16 protein-coding genes and 1 riboswitch are annotated in these 18,021 nt (G+C 37.2%); of the genes, 8 read left to right on the plus strand and 8 right to left on the minus strand.

Annotated elements, in window-relative coordinates:
* Nucleotides 1-130 precede the first annotated feature (130 nt).
* From HCB38_RS02855 to HCB38_RS02865, 3 genes are all read left to right on the plus strand, one after another.
* The gene (locus HCB38_RS02855) at nt 131-766 is read left to right on the plus strand and encodes an FMN-dependent NADH-azoreductase (protein WP_185318235.1); all 636 of its coding nucleotides are present in this window, start codon (nt 131-133) and stop codon (nt 764-766) included.
* Between the two features lie 194 nt (nt 767-960).
* A complete protein-coding gene (locus HCB38_RS02860; RefSeq protein ID WP_185318236.1) occupies nt 961-2,337 on the plus strand; it encodes an amino acid permease in 1,377 nt (458 codons plus the stop codon).
* Between the two features lie 262 nt (nt 2,338-2,599).
* On the plus strand, nt 2,600-7,027 hold the full coding sequence (locus HCB38_RS02865) for a 2-hydroxyacyl-CoA dehydratase (RefSeq protein ID WP_185607605.1): 4,428 nt from the start codon (nt 2,600-2,602) through the stop codon (nt 7,025-7,027).
* A gap of 34 nt (nt 7,028-7,061) precedes the next feature.
* Here the strand turns inward: HCB38_RS02865 and HCB38_RS02870 are convergent, their stop codons facing one another.
* Together HCB38_RS02870 and ybaK are read right to left on the minus strand one after the other, a co-directional pair.
* Nucleotides 7,062-7,910 (minus strand): PhzF family protein, encoded by an 849-nt coding sequence (locus tag HCB38_RS02870; protein ID WP_185318238.1) that lies wholly within the window; start codon nt 7,908-7,910, stop codon nt 7,062-7,064.
* Between the two features lie 36 nt (nt 7,911-7,946).
* Nucleotides 7,947-8,423 carry a Cys-tRNA(Pro) deacylase gene (gene ybaK, locus HCB38_RS02875; protein WP_185318239.1) on the minus strand — a complete coding sequence of 159 codons (477 nt, stop codon included), beginning with the start codon at nt 8,421-8,423 and terminating at the stop codon, nt 7,947-7,949.
* Between the two features lie 123 nt (nt 8,424-8,546).
* On the opposite strand from ybaK, the gene HCB38_RS02880 reads away from it, so the two are divergent.
* Nucleotides 8,547-9,203 carry a DUF5105 domain-containing protein gene (locus HCB38_RS02880; protein ID WP_185318240.1) on the plus strand — a complete coding sequence of 219 codons (657 nt, stop codon included), beginning with the start codon at nt 8,547-8,549 and terminating at the stop codon, nt 9,201-9,203.
* Between the two features lie 99 nt (nt 9,204-9,302).
* A complete protein-coding gene (locus HCB38_RS02885) occupies nt 9,303-10,193 on the plus strand; it encodes a carbon-nitrogen hydrolase family protein (protein ID WP_185637496.1) in 891 nt (296 codons plus the stop codon).
* Here the strand turns inward: HCB38_RS02885 and HCB38_RS02890 are convergent.
* From HCB38_RS02890 to HCB38_RS02905, 4 genes are all read right to left on the minus strand, one after another.
* Nucleotides 10,190-10,891 (minus strand): DUF554 domain-containing protein, encoded by a 702-nt coding sequence (locus HCB38_RS02890; protein WP_185607608.1) that lies wholly within the window; start codon nt 10,889-10,891, stop codon nt 10,190-10,192. The genes HCB38_RS02885 and HCB38_RS02890 overlap by 4 nt on opposite strands.
* A gap of 114 nt (nt 10,892-11,005) precedes the next feature.
* On the minus strand, nt 11,006-11,647 hold the full coding sequence (locus tag HCB38_RS02895; RefSeq protein WP_185618493.1) for an NAD(P)-dependent oxidoreductase: 642 nt from the start codon (nt 11,645-11,647) through the stop codon (nt 11,006-11,008).
* An 83-nt stretch (nt 11,648-11,730) separates the two neighbouring features.
* Complete coding sequence (gene rarD, locus HCB38_RS02900) at nt 11,731-12,651, minus strand: EamA family transporter RarD (protein WP_185318244.1); 921 nt, start codon at nt 12,649-12,651, stop codon at nt 11,731-11,733.
* A 107-nt stretch (nt 12,652-12,758) separates the two neighbouring features.
* Nucleotides 12,759-13,289: a YceI family protein gene (locus HCB38_RS02905; RefSeq protein ID WP_185311190.1), complete on the minus strand. Its 531-nt coding sequence runs from the start codon at nt 13,287-13,289 to the stop codon at nt 12,759-12,761.
* Nucleotides 13,290-13,542: 253 nt separating this feature from the next.
* Between HCB38_RS02905 and HCB38_RS02910 the strand changes: the two genes are divergently transcribed.
* Nucleotides 13,543-14,004: a MarR family winged helix-turn-helix transcriptional regulator gene (locus tag HCB38_RS02910; RefSeq protein ID WP_185318245.1), complete on the plus strand. Its 462-nt coding sequence runs from the start codon at nt 13,543-13,545 to the stop codon at nt 14,002-14,004.
* 51 nt (nt 14,005-14,055) lie between these two features.
* Here the strand turns inward: HCB38_RS02910 and HCB38_RS02915 are convergent, their stop codons facing one another.
* Both HCB38_RS02915 and ytvA read right to left on the minus strand, forming a co-directional pair.
* Nucleotides 14,056-15,516 carry an amino acid permease gene (locus tag HCB38_RS02915; RefSeq protein ID WP_185318246.1) on the minus strand — a complete coding sequence of 487 codons (1,461 nt, stop codon included), beginning with the start codon at nt 15,514-15,516 and terminating at the stop codon, nt 14,056-14,058.
* Between the two features lie 89 nt (nt 15,517-15,605).
* Nucleotides 15,606-15,803: riboswitch (Lysine riboswitch) on the minus strand.
* A 68-nt stretch (nt 15,804-15,871) separates the two neighbouring features.
* The gene (ytvA, locus tag HCB38_RS02920) at nt 15,872-16,633 is read right to left on the minus strand and encodes a YtvA family blue-light photoreceptor (protein ID WP_185318247.1); all 762 of its coding nucleotides are present in this window, start codon (nt 16,631-16,633) and stop codon (nt 15,872-15,874) included.
* A 151-nt stretch (nt 16,634-16,784) separates the two neighbouring features.
* Between ytvA and HCB38_RS02925 the strand changes: the two genes are divergently transcribed.
* The gene (locus HCB38_RS02925) at nt 16,785-17,135 is read left to right on the plus strand and encodes an iron-sulfur cluster biosynthesis family protein (protein ID WP_185318248.1); all 351 of its coding nucleotides are present in this window, start codon (nt 16,785-16,787) and stop codon (nt 17,133-17,135) included.
* A 150-nt stretch (nt 17,136-17,285) separates the two neighbouring features.
* On the plus strand, nt 17,286-17,924 hold the full coding sequence (locus HCB38_RS02930) for a GTP pyrophosphokinase (RefSeq protein WP_185318249.1): 639 nt from the start codon (nt 17,286-17,288) through the stop codon (nt 17,922-17,924).
* The last annotated feature ends 97 nt before the right edge of the window (nt 17,925-18,021 follow it).

Here is an 18,021-nt window from a genome sequence, read left to right on the forward strand (position 1 = left end):
TAGAATTCTGTATTTATCTTAGCACTCCTAGTGAAAATGTCAATGATTATTTGCTTAAAATCAAATTGACTCCCCGCACGGATAGTACTATTATATAGAAGGAACAAATAAAATCAATGAGGTGTTCATAATGTCAAAAGTACTATTTATTAAAGCGTCACCACTTCCAAATGAAGTATCGAGAAGTTCTCAAGTAGCAGCTACTTTCATCAACGAATACAAAGCAAAAAATCCGTCTGATACAGTAGAAGAATTAGTTTTATATAATACAGAAGTTCCGTTATTAGATTTAGAATTAATGACAGCTGGTCGGGAATTACAAGCTGGTAAATCATTTACTGACTTAGCGCCAGAGGTACAAAAAAGATTAAATGCCTACAATTCGCTTACAGAACAATTCTTAGCAGCAGACAAATATGTATTCGTTTTCCCACTTTGGAATCTTGGAATCCCACCACTTTTAAAAGCTTATGTAGACACTTTTGTTATTGCTGGTAAATCATTCCGCTATACAGAACATGGTCCCGAAGCACTTCTAAAAGATAAAAAAGCGATTTTAATTCATGGTAGCGGTGGTATTTATTCTGCTGGACCAACAAGTTCATTTACTCACGGAGAACCTTATTTGCGCACAATTTTACAATTTATCGGCATTGATGTGGTACCATCGATTTTTGTTGAAGGTATTGACCACAATCCAAGCAAAGAAGCAGAAATAGTGGCAGCTGCTAAAGCGGTAGCGTATGAAAGTGCTGCTGAGTTCTAGAAAAAGTTTGTGAAAAATAATTTTTACTATTAAATATTAAGATAGTATTATCAACTGTCTAGACCAATAAAATCATATAAAAAGATTGCTAATCCCTTTATAAATTGGTAAAGTAGAGAAGTAGATTGATGAATAAAGTGCTGAATCAATTCGGCACTTTATTCTGTTTAGTTACTCGAAAGGGATGAATAGAGATGGAAGAGCAAAAAGAAGAATTGCAAAGAGGGCTGAAAAATAGACACATTCAGTTAATCGCGATTGGCGGAGCAATTGGTACAGGGCTTTTTCTAGGGGCAGGGAAGTCAATTCATTTGGCAGGTCCATCTATCATGTTAGTTTACTTAATTATTGGGGCTATTTTATTTTTTGTTATGAGAGCTTTAGGTGAATTGTTGATACATAACCCAACAACAGGATCTTTTACAGAATTTGCAGAGCAATTTATTGGACCATGGGCGGGCTTTATTACAGGCTGGACATATTGGTTCTGCTGGATTGTAACTGGTATTGCAGAAATTACAGCGGTCGGAATGTACGTGAAATTTTGGGTGCCCGACTTACCACAATGGATTCCAGCACTTGCCTGTGTTTTAATACTTCTATTATTTAACCTAGCAACTGTTAAAGCTTTTGGTGAAATTGAATTTTGGTTTGCAATTATTAAAGTGGTTGTCATTATTGCCTTGATTGTTATTGGATTTGTACTTGTATTTATTGGATACAAACATGGCACAAGTACCGCATCATTTTCTAATTTAGTAGATTATGGTGGCTTTTTCCCAAATGGAATTGCCGGGTTCTTATTAGCATTTCAAATGGCGACATTTTCTTTTGTAGGAATTGAGCTTGTTGGAGTTACTGCAGGAGAAGCGGATGACCCAGAGCGGACACTTCCAAAAGCAATTAATAATATTCCCATTCGGATTTTAATCTTTTATATTGGTGCGCTCCTCGTATTAATGTCGATTTATCCATGGAGCAATATTGATCCGAACACAAGCCCATTCGTAAGTGTCTTTACAATGATTGGGATTCCAGCAGCTGCCGGAATTATTAACTTTGTCGTGTTAACTGCTGCTATGTCTTCATGTAATAGTGGGATTTTCAGTACTAGCCGGATGCTTTATACTCTTTCAGCAGAAGGAAAAGCACCAAAAAAAATGCATCATTTGAGCTCTAATGGGGTTCCAGCAACAGCGTTAATTACATCTACAGCATGTTTACTTATCGGTGTGTTTTTAAATTATGTCCTACCAGAACAAGTATTTATATTAGTAACGAGTATCGCGACGATTTGCTTTATCTGGGTTTGGGGCGTTATTCTAGTGGCACATTTACGTTTTCGTCATAAGCATCCTGAAATCGCAGAAAAAAGTAAATTTAAAATGCCATTATCTCCTTTAATGAACTGGGTTAGCTTAATTTTCTTCGGAGGGTTATTAGTTATCCTTGGTTTTGCAGCTGATACAAGAATCGCTCTCTTTGTTACACCTGTTTGGTTCTTAATCTTAGGTATCGCCTATCAAATTTTAAAAGCCTCCAATCGAAAGACAAAAATTCGACATAATTAACAATCAAGCAAGCATTCGCTAAACAAAGCTATTTTAGTGAATGCTTGTTTTTTTTGGCATAAAAAAGCACCGCGAAATTCTTTACAAATAAAAAAAATCGTGTAGAATGAGAGGTGTTTAGAGCGATTTGTCGCATTCATGCATTTCGAGTGAGTACTCACTCATTTTCATGACAACTGTTCATGTGAATTTAAGTACAATCAACGGATAATATGTGAAATTTTATACATATTAAGTAGCGCGTAACGAAAGGGATGAGAAGATGATTCATGCAGGATTAGATGTGGGATCAACAACAGCAAAGGCCGTAGCACTTAATGATCAAGGGGATATTTTATTTCAAACCTACAGAAGACATTATTCAGACATTAAAAAAGTAACTTTAGAAATCATGCAAGATATGCAAAAAAAATGTGGTATGACGGAAATGACATTCAAAATTACGGGATCTTCAGGACTAGCCATTTCTAAATTTTTAAATGTGCCATTTGTGCAGGAAGTAATTGCTTGTACGGAAGCAGTGGAGCAGGTAATTCCAGAGACAGATGTAGTAATTGAGCTAGGCGGGGAAGATGCGAAGATTATTTATTTCAGTGGTGGGATTGAGCAACGAATGAATAATGCTTGTGCAGGCGGAACTGGCGCTTTTATTGACCAAATCGCTACCCTGCTTCAAACAGATCCAACAGGTTTAAACGAACTGGCGCAAAATGCGAATACAATTTATCCAATCGCTTCTAGATGTGGTGTGTTCGCCAAAACAGATGTGCAACCACTACTTAATGAAGGTGCTAGAAAAGAAGATATCGCTGCTTCGATTTTTCAAAGTGTGGTGACGCAAACAATTAGTGGACTTGCTTGTGGACGACCAATTCGCGGAAAAGTGGCGTTTCTTGGAGGACCACTTACTTTCCTTGATCAGTTGCGCTATCGTTTTACAGAGACACTTAAAATGAAAGATAGCGATATTATTGCGCCGCAAAATGCAGAATATTTTATTGCACTGGGAACTGCCTTCACAGGGCTTAATGATATTCCTTTAAAAGTAGATGATATGATTCACCGACTTTCCAATATGGATATGACAACAATGGCGACCGACACGGTGATTTTGCCTGCGCTTTTTGAAAAGGAAGAAGATTTAGAAGCCTTCCGCGCACGTCATAATCAAATGAAAGCAAAACGGGCGAAACTAGAAGATTATGAAGGAGATGCTTATTTAGGCATTGACGCTGGATCAACTACGACCAAATTAATCTTAATGAGTCAAACCAATGAAATTTTGTACTCGTTTTATTCTAGCAACAATGGGAATCCACTTCAATCTGTTATTGATGCAATGAGTGATTTATACGAAATTTTACCGGAAAAAGTTCGAGTTGCACAGTCTGGAATTACAGGCTATGGCGAGTCGCTTATTAAAGCCGCACTTAAAATTGATGTTGGTGAAATTGAAACAGTGGCGCATTACCGTGCTGCTCGCGAATTCTTGCCTGATGTGGATTTTATTTTAGACATTGGCGGACAAGATATGAAATGCATGAAAATTAAAAAAGGTGCGCTCGATAGTTTAATGCTTAATGAGGCTTGTTCGGCCGGATGTGGTTCGTTCCTCGAAACTTTTGCGCAAACACTTAATTTATCCATTGAAGAATTTGCGGCCCGTGCACTGGAAGCAAAAGCCCCTGTAGACCTAGGCTCGCGCTGTACCGTTTTCATGAATTCCAAAGTGAAACAAGTGCAAAAAGAAGGCGTGAGTATGGAAGACTTATCCGCTGGTCTTGCTTATTCAGTCGTAAAAAATGCGTTGCAAAAAGTAATCAAACTGCGTAGCCCGAAAGACATTGGCGAAAAAGTAATCGTTCAAGGTGGAACTTTTTATAATGAATCGGTCTTGCGTGCTTTTGAGCTTTTAACAGGGCGGGAAGTGGTGCGACCAGATATCGCCGGAATGATGGGAGCTTATGGTGCTGCTCTGATTGCCCGTGAACATTATGAAACTGGCGAAGTAACGGAAATGCTCGTACTAGAAAAATTGCGTGAATTTAGCGCGGAAACATCCCAGTCGCGCTGTAACCTTTGCAGTAATACGTGTCAGCTAACAGTGACAAGATTTGGCGATGACAGGATGTTTGTTAGTGGAAACCGGTGTGAACGCGGAGAACGTGTCGAAACGAAGCGTAATTTACTGCCTAACTTATATGCGTATAAATTAAAACGGACCTTCGATTACAAATCACTAAAAAAATCAGAAGCTACTAGAGGAACCATTGGTATTCCACGCGCACTGAACGTTTTTGAAAACTATCCACTTTGGCATACGATTTTAACAAACTTAGGTTTCCGAGTGGTTTTATCCTCTAAATCATCCAAAAACTTATATGATAAAGGTATTGAAACGATTGCCTCCGAAGCAGTTTGTTTCCCAGCCAAATTAACACATGGTCATATTATGGATTTAATTAAGAAAAAAGCGGACCGCATTTTCTATCCATCTGTCGTTTATGAAAAACCGGAATTCGGTGAAGCAACGAATAACTTTAACTGTCCAGTCGTGGCGGGTTATCCAGAAGTTATTCGTGTCAATGTGGATGCTTTGGAAGAAAAGAACATTCCAATGATTAGTCCGTTTTTAACATTAGATAATGAAAAAGCACTAATCGAACAAATGAGTCTCGCTTTCCCAGAAATCCCAGCTGCAGATATGGAAAAAGCAGTTCAAGCAGGGTTAGAGGAAGCAGAACTTTGCCGTAAAGACATTCAAGCGGAAGGGGAAGCGGCACTTACTTACATTAAGAAAAACAAAATCAAAGGGATTGTGCTTGCAGGGCATCCATATCATATTGATCCAGAAGTAAACCACGGAATTCCGGAACTCATTACGATGAATGGCATGGCGGTTCTTACGGAAGATTCGATTTCTCATCTTGGAGAAATCGACCATAAACTTCGCGTCGAAAACCAGTGGAAATACCATGCAAGACTATATCGCGCAGCCAGCTTTACTGCTAAAAGTGAAGATTTGGAATTTGTGCAATTGACTTCATTCGGTTGCGGACTTGATGCGATTACAACAGATATGTGCCAAGAAATTATTGAAGGACACAACAAAGTATACACACTACTAAAAATAGATGAAATCAATAACCTTGGTGCTGCTCGTATCCGTGTTCGTTCCTTAAAAGCAGCCATGGAAGAGCGTGAGAAAAATAACGTGAAACCAGGAATTATGGCAAAACCAAAAGAGCGTCCATTATTTACCAAAGAAATGAAGAAAACCTATACTATCTTAGCGCCACAGCTAGCTCCAACTCATTTTGAAATGTTAGAGGCAGCTTGTAAAGTGGGCGGTTATAATTTAGAAGTATTACCAGCAGTTACACCTCGCGCGGTGGATGAGGGCTTACGTTATGTTAATAATGATGCTTGTTATCCAGCAATTTTAACGATTGGACAAATGATGGATGCACTGAAACACGGCGATTATGATGTAAATAATTTAGCTGTATTGATGACGCAAACAGGCGGCGGATGTCGGGCTACCAACTATATATCAATGTTGAAAAAAGCCCTTGGAGAAGCTGGACTAGATCATATCCCAGTTATTTCTCTTAATGCCAATGGTTTAGAAAAACAACCAGGATTTAAAATGACGCCAAAAGTTCTTGTTCGTTTCCTAGCCGGAATTAGCTTAGGAGATGCGCTTGACCGGATGCTTTACCGGACCAGACCATATGAAGTGGAACCAGGAAGTGCGAATAAACTATTCCGAAAATATCTCGATGCAGGACGTGCTCTAATGGAAAACTATTCCTTTATAGCATATAAAAGATTAGCGAACGAAATGGTTCGTGCTTTTGACAACCTACCAATTACAAATGAAGTGAAACCTAGAGTTGGTGTGGTTGGAGAAATTCTCGTGAAATTCCATCCGGGTGCTAATAACAATATTGTGGATGTCATTGAAGACGAGGGCGGGGAAGCGGTTGTTCCAGATTTAACTGATTTCATTTTGTATTGCTGTTATGATGATCACTTTGCAGCTAATACATTTGGTCGTTCCAAAGTTAAATCATTCGCGAAACAAAGTGTTGCCATTCCGCTCATTAATCAATTCCGCAAACCAGTGACAGATGCGCTGAAGAAAAGTGAACGTTTTGAAGCACCAGCGAGTATCGAATCTATCGCTGAAAAAGCGAGTCAATTGCTATCACTCGGAAATAAAATGGGTGAGGGGTGGTTCTTAACAGGGGAAATGTTTGAATTACTCGATAGCAACGTACCAAATATCGCTTGCTTACAACCATTCGCGTGTTTACCAAACCATATTACAGGTCGAGGGATGATTAAAGGACTCAAAAAAATGTATCCAGAAGCTAACATCATGTCGATTGACTACGATGCCGGCTCAAGCTCTGTGAATCAACTAAATCGAATTAAACTAATGCTCTCCATCGCTAGGAAACAACTAGAAACGACAGAAGTTATCACAGAAAAAGAAACCAATACAAGATTCAATCCAAGAGAAAAAATCCTTGGTAAAGCAAAACAAGTAAGAGAAAGTGCTCCAGTCGAAATGATCGGAAACAAAGTAAAACAAGCGCGTGATGCAGATCCAGTTGGCGCTATTGCCCAGAAAGTAAAACACGTAGCTTCTAGCAATGAACATGTCCAGACTGATAATGATTAATCAAAAAGCCGCCCCTATAAGGGGCGGCTTTTTTCTATTCAATAGTTAAATCCTTCTTTTCACAGAAATATCCTTTACCACCCACATATACTTTTGCTATTTCCTTATTATCATTGACATCTAAATTAACTGAAATTTTGGAAGGAGAGCGTAAAGAATAGCCCTGTTCAAATACATAATTTTCTTTTCTCAAGTAGTGATTTTTATAAAGATAACAAGCTAAAGCCCCATTAGAGGTCCCGGTTGCTGCTTCTTCATTGATGTCATATAATGGAGCGAAATTCCGACAAATAATTCGGTCACTACTACAAGTATATAGATGCATTCCAATCACATCATACTCTTTACTGATTTCTTTAATCTTTTCAAAATTTGGCTTTAGGGCATGTAAAACTGCTTCACTCTTGATTGGAATTAATATATCTTTTAAACCAGTGGACACAATTTGAATAGGATAGTTAGTATTTAGAAAGTTTAAGTCAAAACAACTAATTAATTTATTGGGCGGAATGACATCATAAAAAATTGGTTGATTTTGTTCCATGAAAATCGTGCCATTTTTTATCGTAATAGTAAGAATGCCACTATTAGTTTCAATCGTATACTGATTTTTAAGCAGTTTATGTAAATGCATTAAAATCGTGAAAGTTCCGATTGTCGCATGGCCACATAAATCAACTTCTTCTTTTGGTGTGAAATATTCTAATTTATAATCGGCGAAGTTAGAATCAGTCAGGAAGGCTGTTTCAGCATAGCCTAATTGTTTTGCAATGGTGATTTTTTGAAGGGTGGTTAATGTTGGTTCGTTCAATACTACACCAGCCTTATTTCCACCTTTATTATTCTTACTAAACGCACTTGCAACATAAACAGATATATTCATAAAAACGAAACTCCCTTGTTAAAATCGAATTCTTCTTCATTCTTCCGTAATCATCGCAAACTCCGCACGTACTACTTTTTTTAAGTCAGCTGGTACTAATTCGATTTGTAGTCCCCTTTTTCCAGCCGAAATTAAGATTGTATCAAGCAGTTCTGCACTATTATCAATAAAAGTTGGAAATAGTTTTTTCATACCAATTGGAGAACATCCACCGCGAATATAACCTGTCAGCTTCTCTAACGTGTCCACCGCAATCAATTCACATTTTTTATTGCCACTAATCTTTGCCAAATGCTTCAAATGTAAGGACTTATTGGCAGGAATGCATGCCACGATATTCCCTGTTTTGTCACCGGTCAGTACAAGTGTTTTAAAAATCTGTGCAGGATTATTGCCAGTTTCTTCCGCAACATGAAGTGCATCGAGCGTGTCTTCACTCCAGTTATACTCACGTAATTGATAACTAATCTTTTGTTTATCTAAAATTCGACATGCATTTGTTTTTTTATTCAAGTGTTTCACCTCATTTAATTTGGAAATATGTACAAATTATGACATTATTAGTTAAATAGTTGGCTTTTATCCTTGCTTTCTGTACAATTAAATGGAATTCAAATAAGAAAGGGAGATATTTTAATGAAAAAAGGGTTATTTAGTATGGTTTTTGTACTTGCTATGGTATTAGTTTTAAGTGCATGTGGTGGAGCGTCAAGAGTAGAACCAAAAAAAGCAGGAGAAATCACAGTTAACGCAGTAGTTTACAATAAAGATACAGATAAAGTAAAAGACGTATACGGTGAAGATGGTTCTAAATTTGAAAAAGAATTTGAAACTAGTTTTAAAGAAAGCTTCATTAGTACATTCACTGCAAGTTTTTCTAGTGACGTGAACTTAGACAAACAAGTGGATGATTTCTATAATGCACTTCGTAAACAAGTAAACGAAAAAACATCGTATACTACTAAAGTAACAAATGACGACAAAGAAAGTCCAGAAATTCAGTTCGCTGTTAAAGGGCTAGACATGAAGGGTGTTCAAACAGAATTAGTAGAAGAACTAACAAAAGCAGCAACAGCTGATCCATCAATTGCTACAGATGATCAAAAAATGGCTGAAAAAACAATGGAAATCTATACGAAAGCTGTTCAAAATGCAGATGCAGTATCTGAAGCTAAAACAGTTACACTTAAACTAAAAGCTGATCCAGATGATGATGCATTATGGAAAATGCAAAACGATATGGCGTTCATGCAAGAATTAACAACAGCCTTCTTCATGGGTGGTATGAACTAAGATTTATATAGACACCAACAACTTTCGGGCTGTTGGTGTTTTTTTGTTTTTAACAATAGATGTTATAATTGCGTTAATTAGTTGGATAGGAGGGGGCACATGGTTAATCTTAAAATCGCTTTAGTACAACATAAAGCAGTACCAAATAACAAAGAGGCAAATTTAAATTTATCTGTGAAGTATATACAAGAAGCTCACCGAAAAGGAGCCGATTTAGTCCTTTTTCCTGAAATGTGGTCAAACGGTTACGCGCCACCTTTTGACACAGCCTTTAATGAGCCAATGGATGCCAGTTTTGAAGAAGAGCGTACGCGGTGGTTGGCAGATGCAGTAGCACGAGATAGCACATATGTTACTACTTTAAAAAAACTCGCAAAAGAACTAAACATTGGTGTTTGTGCTACTTATTTATCTAAAACAAAGCAAAAACCGCAAAATACAGCTATTATAATTGACCGAAATGGAGAAATAATTTTAGATTACGCTAAAGTTCATACATGTGATTTTTCTTTAGAAACTTTGCTACAAAGCGGGGATGAATTTAATGTTTCTGAGTTTGATGAGATAAAACTTGGTGTGATGATTTGTTATGACAGAGAATTTCCAGAAAGCGCCAGAGTATTAATGCTAAAAGGAGCAGAAATTATCCTTGTTCCAAATGCTTGTGAAATGAATCCAGCTAGGCTTAACCAACTAAACTCTCGTGCATTTGAAAATATGGTTGGCGTCGCAATGGCAAACTATCCTAGAGAAAAATGGGGGAGATCTACTGCTTTTTCCCCGATTGTTTTTAATAAAAACGGGGATTACCAAGATAATACAATTATAGAAACAGATGACGTTTCAGAGGGCGTTTTTATTGCTGAATTTAATTTAGATGCTATTCGAAATTACCGGGAAAATGAAACTTGGGGAAATGCCTACAGAAAACCGCAAACATATACTGATTTAATAAATTTAGATGTAAAACCACCATTTAAACGAAATTAAAAATAATAGATTCCAGCAACAATTAGCGCAACAACCAAAATCCCCGGAACCAGATTCGCAACCCGGATTTTCGTTAAACCGAGCAAGTTGAGACCAATAGCCAAAATCATAATTCCGCCAGTAGCCGTTAGTTCTTTAATAATTAGGGCCATCAGGTCTGCTGGAATAAATTGATTAATTTGTGTTGCAAAAAGCGCGATAAGGCCTTCAAATAAAAACACCGGAATAGCCGATAACATAACGCCCCAACCAAGTGTTGTACTAAGAAGAAGGGCGATAAACCCATCCATTACTGATTTCGTATAAAGCACATCATGATTACCGCGAATCCCACTATCAAGCGCACCTATAATTCCCATCGCGCCAATCACAAAAATAAGTGTAGCAGTCACAAAGCCTTTTGAAACATTGCTTTTACCTTTTGCACCGACTTTTCGTTCAATCCAGTGCCCAAGTTGGTTAAGATGGTAATCTATATTAAGCCATTCACCAATAACAGCTCCAAAACAAATACTTAAAATAACAATCAGCGAATTGCTCGTTTTAAATGCCATTTGAATGCCAAGGACGATAACGGATAACCCCATCCCTTTCATCACAGTATCTTTCATACGTTCAGGGATATTATGTAATTTCATGCCAATTATTGAACCAATTAAAATCCCTAGCCCATTAACTAGCGCACCAAGTAAAACCATTTTCTTCCTCCCTTTTTTGCATATAGCACTAGTATACAGGAAGTTCCTACCAATGGGGAGTATTATTTCGGATAAAAAAATCGAAGGAGGCGTTTTGCTCCTTCGACTTTCGTATTATTTTCCAGCCACTGTAAACCGTTCATTCAAGTGATTTGGTCGCTCAATCTCATCTAGTACAGCGATAGCGTAATCTTCCATACTGATAAAACTATTGCCATCGCTACCAAATAAAAGATGATCTCGCCCTATTTGATAATCTCCAGTACGTTCACCAGGCTCAAACATGGCAGAAGGGCTAATGTACGTCCAACTGAGCTCTGCTTTATGCGCTTTTAAATGCTCTAATTGTTTCGCTTGCGCATGAGCAGTTGGATAGTAGGGTGCTTCCCGAAGCCCTTTAGATTCTAAAAGGGTATTTCCATCTTCATCAATTTGAAGACTAGCTGCGCCGCCAACGACAAGTAAGCGCGGAGAAACCGTTCCATTTAAAACAGAAATTAAGTGATCAAGTGAAGTGACATGTTTTTCTGCTTCCTCTGGGCTGACCCCGTAAGCATCAACTACGACATTTTGATCAGATAAATCGGAAAGCGTTAAATCAAAAATATCTTTTTGTAAAATATTAATATCTTTATGCGTTTGCGTTATTTTCCCAGCGTTTCTAACAATAGCTGTTACTTCGTGGCCACGGTTTTTTGCTTCTTCTAGAATCCTTGAACCAGCTCGGCCCGTAGCACCAATGATACCAATTTTCATGAAAAAAGCCCCCTATTCATTTTTATGGAATAGATTCTCGTTTGATAGAAGAATTATTCCCGAAAGAGGGGACTGGGAAACATTTATTTTTTTGTGGCATTTGCTAGTTGTTTGATTTTGGCTGCGGAATAAATGTGAGAAATCGTGAAAATAATCAATGCTAACCAAATGAACATGAACGCAAATAATTGAATGTGGTCAAAGCTTTCTTTGAATAGTAAGACACCAAGTGCAAGCATTAACGTTGGACCGATGTACTGCAAGAATCCAACCATTGTATAGCTGATTTTCTTCGCAGCAGTGGCAAATAAAAGCAGCGGTATAGCGGTAACGACACCAGCACCAACTAAAATAATATTGGTTTCTGCAGGATACTGCATTAATCCATTGGTTGCGAAAAATATAACATAAATAAGTGCGAATGGTGTGATAATCATTGTCTCAAGCGTTAAGCCAGTCCAGACTGAAACGGAAACAACTTTTTTAATCAGACCGTAAAGAGAGAAGGTAACAGCCATCCCAATCGCTGCAAAAGGAACAGAGCCAAGATGCCATGTAAGTATTAAAACACCAATTGTAGCAGAGATAACTGCAATAATTTCTCCACGACTTAATCGTTCCTTTAAAATAACAGTTGCAAGAAGTACGTTGACAAGTGGATTGATGTAGTAACCAAGACTTGCCTCTGTCACATGCCCACTATTCACCGTATAAATGAATAAATACCAGTTTGCTGTAACTAAAAAAGCCGCGGCGATAATAGCGATAAGCGTTTTCGGTTTAAGTAAAACATCTTTCGTTTCTTGAAAAACCATCGAAGCTTTTCGTAAACAAACGATTAAAAATAACATAAAAATAAAAGACCATATAATTCTATAGGCCAAAATCTCCATTGGTGGAACATGAGTAACTAGCTTCCAGTAGATTGGAAGAACGCCCCAACACACATAAGCGAGAGCGCCAGCGATAATCCCGCCCAGCTGTCCATTTTGTTTATTTTCCATAGCGATGTTAGCCCCCTTTTTTTAAACAATAGAACTATTTTAGCTTAAAAGGGCGGATAAAGCTACAAAAAAACTACGAATAGGCTAGCTATTCGTAGTTTCAACCATTATTTGCTTGCTTCGATTTGAATGTTTAATTTTACTTCGTCACCAATAAGTACGCCGCCAGTTTCTAACGCAGCATTGTAATTTAGACCAAAGTCTTTACGGTTGAATTTACCTTTTGCTTCAAAACCAGCTACCATATTACCAGTGTTGGGATCTTTTCCAGTACCTTCATAGCTTACTTCTAGTGTAAGAGGTTTTGTTACGTCGCGAATCGTTAAATCACCAGTCACTTCGTATTCATCATCGCCATCAGCAGTGATTTTTGTTGCGGTAAAAGTAACGTTTGGATATTTTTCTACATTAAAGAAATCTTCACTTTTTAGATGACCATCGCGTTGTGCTTGGCGAGTATCTACAGAAGCTGCTGATACAGAGAAGTTTAATTTTGCAGAAGTTAAATCTTCTGGATCCATTTCGATATCCGCTGTGAAATCGCTAAATGCACCTTTTACTTTTGATACCATCATGTGTTTTACTTGAAATTCGATTGAACTATGCGCTGGGTCTACGTTCCATTTTTCTACTGTCATTTTTTCATTCCTCCAAATATGTTTTTTTATAAAAGTATTCTCTTATAATCTAGCCTAAATTGTTTCATATTAAACCTTAAAAAAATACTTTTACACGTTAGAAAAGCAATAGCTTCACTGTTTATAAGTAAACTATATCACACTTACTTTTAATAAGCAACTATAAAAACGTATTGAAATATGTTTTTTTCGTAAATATGATTGAGTTTTTCTGACAAAGTGCGTAGAATAGATGGAAAGAGGAGGTTGAATGATGGCGAAAATTAATACAGATACAGAAAATATTAGTGAATTATTAAAAACTTATTGGTCCATACAGCGGATTTCAGCGGGATACGCCGATCAAAATGCGGCAAGCTTAGGACTAACCATTCAGCAACTTGCCATGATAAATGTGATTTATAGCACCCCTGGTATTTCAGTGGCGGATTTAACGAAACGATTAATAATTACTGGAAGTTCTGCCGCGGCTAATGTGGACGGGTTAATTAGCTTAGGTCTTGTTGTAAAATTAAACAAAACGATCCCAACGGATAATATGGATTTAACATTAAAACTTTCAAAAAAAGGAGAAGACTTATCTAAGCGTTCCACTGCAAACGCTTTTATGTACAAAGCGATGATGAAAGTGTTCGAAAACCTTACCGAAACAGAAATAGAAGAATTAATCCGTTTAAATAAAAAAGTAGAAACCTTACTAAAAAAGAGTAAATAAAAACATCTCCTGTATCATTCAAGTAAAAATGAATGAACAAGAGATGTTTTTTTATTTTTGATCAAATTTGCAGTCTTCCAGTGGAATGACTTTTGTTTTATTTGTAAATTTAAATGATAACCAGAAAATAAGGAAAATAGGGAGGCCGATATAAGAAATACCGATTTTTTGCCACCAAGCAGGATTCGTAAATTCTGGTTTTAAAAATGCCGCGTAATCTTGACCAACAATGACTAAAATACATAAAATCAAAGCTAAAATCGGACCAAAAGGGAAAAATTTTGCTTTATATTTCAGCTCACTTAAATCGTGTCCTTGTTTTATAAATGCTTTTCGGAAACGGTAATGGCTAATAGCGATGCCAACCCAAGCGATAAATCCGGTTAACCCAGATGCTGAAAGGAGCCACGTATAAATCACCGTACCATTTTCAGTTAGTGTAGTAATGAATGTCATCGCACCAACAATAGTTGTCACAATAAGTGCAGCCATTGGAATACCACGACGGTTTACTTTGCCTAAGAATTTAGGTGCTTTTTTATCACGAGCCATTGCCCAAAGCATTCTTGTAGAAGCGTAAAGACCTGAATTACCGGCGGATAGAACAGACGTCAGAATAACCGCATTCATCACAGAAGCCGCAAATGCAAGCCCAGCTTTTTCAAATACGAGTGTAAATGGGCTAATTGCCACATCTGTTGCCTCGGCGCTCAGTAAATTTGGATTAGTATAAGGAATAATCATCCCGATAATAAAAATCGCAAAAATATAAAATAACAAAATCCGCCAGAAAACTTGCTTAATCGCCTTAGGAACACTTTTTTCTGGAGTAGCACTTTCACCAGCTGCAATCCCAACCATTTCAGTACCTTGGAAAGAAAATCCAGCAATCAAGAACGTACCTAATATCGCGAAAAAACCACCTTTAAATGGTGCATCTCCTGCTGTAAAGTTAGAAAAGCCAATCACTTCGCCGCCAAGAATACCAACAATTGTCAGCACACCAACGATGAGAAAAATAATAACGGTTGCTACTTTAATAATCGAGAACCAGTACTCTGACTCCCCGTAAGCTTTTACCGATAGGGCATTTAAACCGAAAATCAAGAGTAAGAAAATCGCACTCCAGAGCCAAGCAGGCGTATTCGGCAACCAAAATTGAACAATAATCGCCGCTGTTGAAATATCGACCGCAAGCGTGATTGCCCAGTTAAACCAATAATTCCAACCAAGCGCAAAACCGAAAGCCGGATCGACAAATCGACTAGCATACGTACTAAATGAGCCGGAAACAGGCATGTATGTAGCCATCTCACCTAAGCTTGTCATTAAAAAGTACACCATGATACCAATCGCAATATAAGCAACTAGTGCTCCACCAGGCCCTGCAGTATGAATCGCATTTCCACTTGCTAAAAATAAACCTGTCCCGATGGAACCACCAATGGCAATCATAGACAGATGCCTTGTCTTTAAGTCACGACGAATTTCGCCATGTGTTTCTTTTTTCACTATAAATCTCCCTTTCTATTATCAGAGGAAGTGCGCAAAAACAGCCAATCTGCAAGAAATTGGCTGTTACGTATTTTACCAACATCATTTTGTCAGATAGCACACCTATAAGAAATTTCGACAAATTCTTATAGCAGTCCAGCCCCTTTAGGAAACTGTCCCAGCAACTATTTCTACACAAAGAAAAATTAGTCACTTCGGCGATCAACCTGTTCGTTTTTTGTCGTCGGCGTCTTTGTTTCGCCTCTAAAAAATTACTAGTGCATCTCGCAACCTCTACCTCACCATTTGGATGAGGGTTTATATTTGATTATTTACCCATAATAACGGAAAATGGGTTGTTTTGCAATACGTTTTAGTAAAATTGTAAAGCTTCTTTGATTGTGCTATAAGTAGTTAAACTAGATAGATTTTCTTGGTAGCGCATTAAAGTCATCGCAAATTTAGGTGAAATTCCAGTAATAATTAGTTCCACACCTGTTAGCTTCATAAAACCATGGAACTTCACAAGGTTCATGACAGCATCTTCATTAAAATCAGCAAGACCAGAAAGATCCATAATTAAGTAATCTTCTTTCCCATTATCCATATATTCGCTCACATATTCGGACATGTGTTGAAACCTGTCATGGGTCAAGGAACCAATCAGCGGCAGCACACAAATATTTTCCTTAATGGGAACAATTGGCGTGGATAGTTTTTCGATTTCCCATAAGGATTTTTCAAGTTCCAGTTGATAATTATGCTCGGTCGTCACATCTTTTTGAATACCAACAAAATATAAATGATCATTATCATCATAAATCGGTTCAATTGTCAGTTCGTTCATAAAAGAAGTACCATCTTTTCGGTAATTTTTCAGTAAAACATTCGCAGTTGATTTTTGATTAATGGCATCACGGATTTTCGCAATTTCTTCTTTGTCAGTATCATTTCCTTGCAAAAAATGACAATTGGAGCCAATAGCATCTTCTTTGGTATAACCAGTAATATTTTCAAAACCTGTGTTCACAAAAATAATCGGATTGTTTTGTTGCTCAGGATCTGTAATAATTACTCCTACACTAGACAAATTTAATGCTTTTAAAATAACATCGAATTTTGGATAAGCGCTCATCTGCGTGTTTTCCCCCTTTGTAAATACATACCTATCATACCATGCTAAGGAACGAAAACCCAATGTCTAATTTGTGAATTAAATCGAATGTAAGCAGCACGAGCGAAATCTTGGTAACTCAGGTGTATAATAGAGTTAGAGGTGATTGGTTATGTATATTACATTTACAGATAGCGCCATAAATCGGCTAAACGCGCTTCGTTCAAATCTTTCAGGTCAGTTGCATCTATACTATGATACAGAAGGGTGTTCCTGTGAAAACAGCGGCATATTTACCCTTCGATTAGTAGCAAAGAAAACTCCTGAAGATGATGAAATAGATTCAAATATCGGTCCTGTATTAATTAAGCGCTGGACGGAAATATTTTTAGAAGAAGCGTTAACGATTGATTATAATGACACCGAAAAAACGCTAATATTAAAAAGTGATGGACAGTATTATAATCGTAATTTATTGCTTGTGACAGATAAGGATAAAGTAATTAGTTGTCCCATTAGTTAAATAGAGAATTAGCCTAGAATAATTTTTATTCTAGGCTTTTTTATGAAAAATTCATTAGAATGTGGTGAAACTTTCGTCATATAGTTACGCTAGCTTCTGTTTTGTAGTAACATGGAATAGGAAGTTTATACATATGGAAGGAGTGTCATCATGGAACAACCATCAGTAGACGAACTAAAGCATTGGCGAAATGTTATGCTACTTCACCGTTTTGCATTAGAAGAAGTGAACACGAAACTTAAAATATTGAATGAAGAATTTCAATTTATACATGACTATAATCCAATGGAACACTTGAAATCACGGGTCAAATCACTCGAAAGCATCGGGGCAAAACTGGAAAAGAAAAATGTGGATATTACACCAGAAAATGCACTTAAATATGTACATGATATTGCGGGAATTCGAATCACCTGTTCTTTTGTATCTGATATTTTTCGTATTCATGAAATGCTTGCCGGCCAAAGTGATATAACGATTAAGCGTGTGAAAGACTATGTAACTAATCCTAAACCTAATGGCTACCGGAGTTTACATTTACTTTGCGAGGTACCTGTGTTTTTAACGAACCGTTCGGAAAAAATGACGGTTGAAATTCAAATTCGGACAGTTGCAATGGATTTTTGGGCAAGCTTAGAACATAAAATTTACTATAAATATCAACAAGAAGCACCAGAAGAACTTGTAAAAGAATTACAAGATGCCGCGCGAATTATTACTCATTTGGATGAAAAAATGAAAAACTTGAATGACCAAATTGATCAATATAAAAAAGAAAAAGAAAATTAATCTCATAAATGGCTTTATTTCTTTCTGAACCGAGTGGTACAAAGAAATGAAGCTGTTTTATATTTGCGTGATAATTTATTTTGCTTCATAATAATAT

The organism is Listeria farberi (genome assembly GCF_014229295.1).
Classification (GTDB): Bacteria; Bacillota; Bacilli; order Lactobacillales; family Listeriaceae; genus Listeria; species Listeria farberi.

Bases quoted from the DNA above. Each gene is read 5' to 3' on its own strand.
- HCB38_RS02855 (WP_185318235.1), top strand. From the start codon at position 131: ATGTCAAAAGTACTATTTATTAAAGCGTCACCACTTCCAAATGAAGTA.
- HCB38_RS02860 (WP_185318236.1), top strand. From the start codon at position 961: ATGGAAGAGCAAAAAGAAGAATTGCAAAGAGGGCTGAAAAATAGACAC.
- HCB38_RS02865 (WP_185607605.1), top strand. From the start codon at position 2,600: ATGATTCATGCAGGATTAGATGTGGGATCAACAACAGCAAAGGCCGTA.
- HCB38_RS02870 (WP_185318238.1), bottom strand. From the start codon at position 7,910: ATGAATATATCTGTTTATGTTGCAAGTGCGTTTAGTAAGAATAATAAA.
- HCB38_RS02880 (WP_185318240.1), top strand. From the start codon at position 8,547: ATGAAAAAAGGGTTATTTAGTATGGTTTTTGTACTTGCTATGGTATTA.
- HCB38_RS02885 (WP_185637496.1), top strand. From the start codon at position 9,303: ATGGTTAATCTTAAAATCGCTTTAGTACAACATAAAGCAGTACCAAAT.
- HCB38_RS02890 (WP_185607608.1), bottom strand. From the start codon at position 10,891: ATGGTTTTACTTGGTGCGCTAGTTAATGGGCTAGGGATTTTAATTGGT.
- HCB38_RS02895 (WP_185618493.1), bottom strand. From the start codon at position 11,647: ATGAAAATTGGTATCATTGGTGCTACGGGCCGAGCTGGTTCAAGGATT.
- rarD (WP_185318244.1), bottom strand. From the start codon at position 12,651: ATGGAAAATAAACAAAATGGACAGCTGGGCGGGATTATCGCTGGCGCT.
- HCB38_RS02905 (WP_185311190.1), bottom strand. From the start codon at position 13,289: ATGACAGTAGAAAAATGGAACGTAGACCCAGCGCATAGTTCAATCGAA.
- HCB38_RS02910 (WP_185318245.1), top strand. From the start codon at position 13,543: ATGGCGAAAATTAATACAGATACAGAAAATATTAGTGAATTATTAAAA.
- ytvA (WP_185318247.1), bottom strand. From the start codon at position 16,633: ATGAGCGCTTATCCAAAATTCGATGTTATTTTAAAAGCATTAAATTTG.
- HCB38_RS02925 (WP_185318248.1), top strand. From the start codon at position 16,785: ATGTATATTACATTTACAGATAGCGCCATAAATCGGCTAAACGCGCTT.
- HCB38_RS02930 (WP_185318249.1), top strand. From the start codon at position 17,286: ATGGAACAACCATCAGTAGACGAACTAAAGCATTGGCGAAATGTTATG.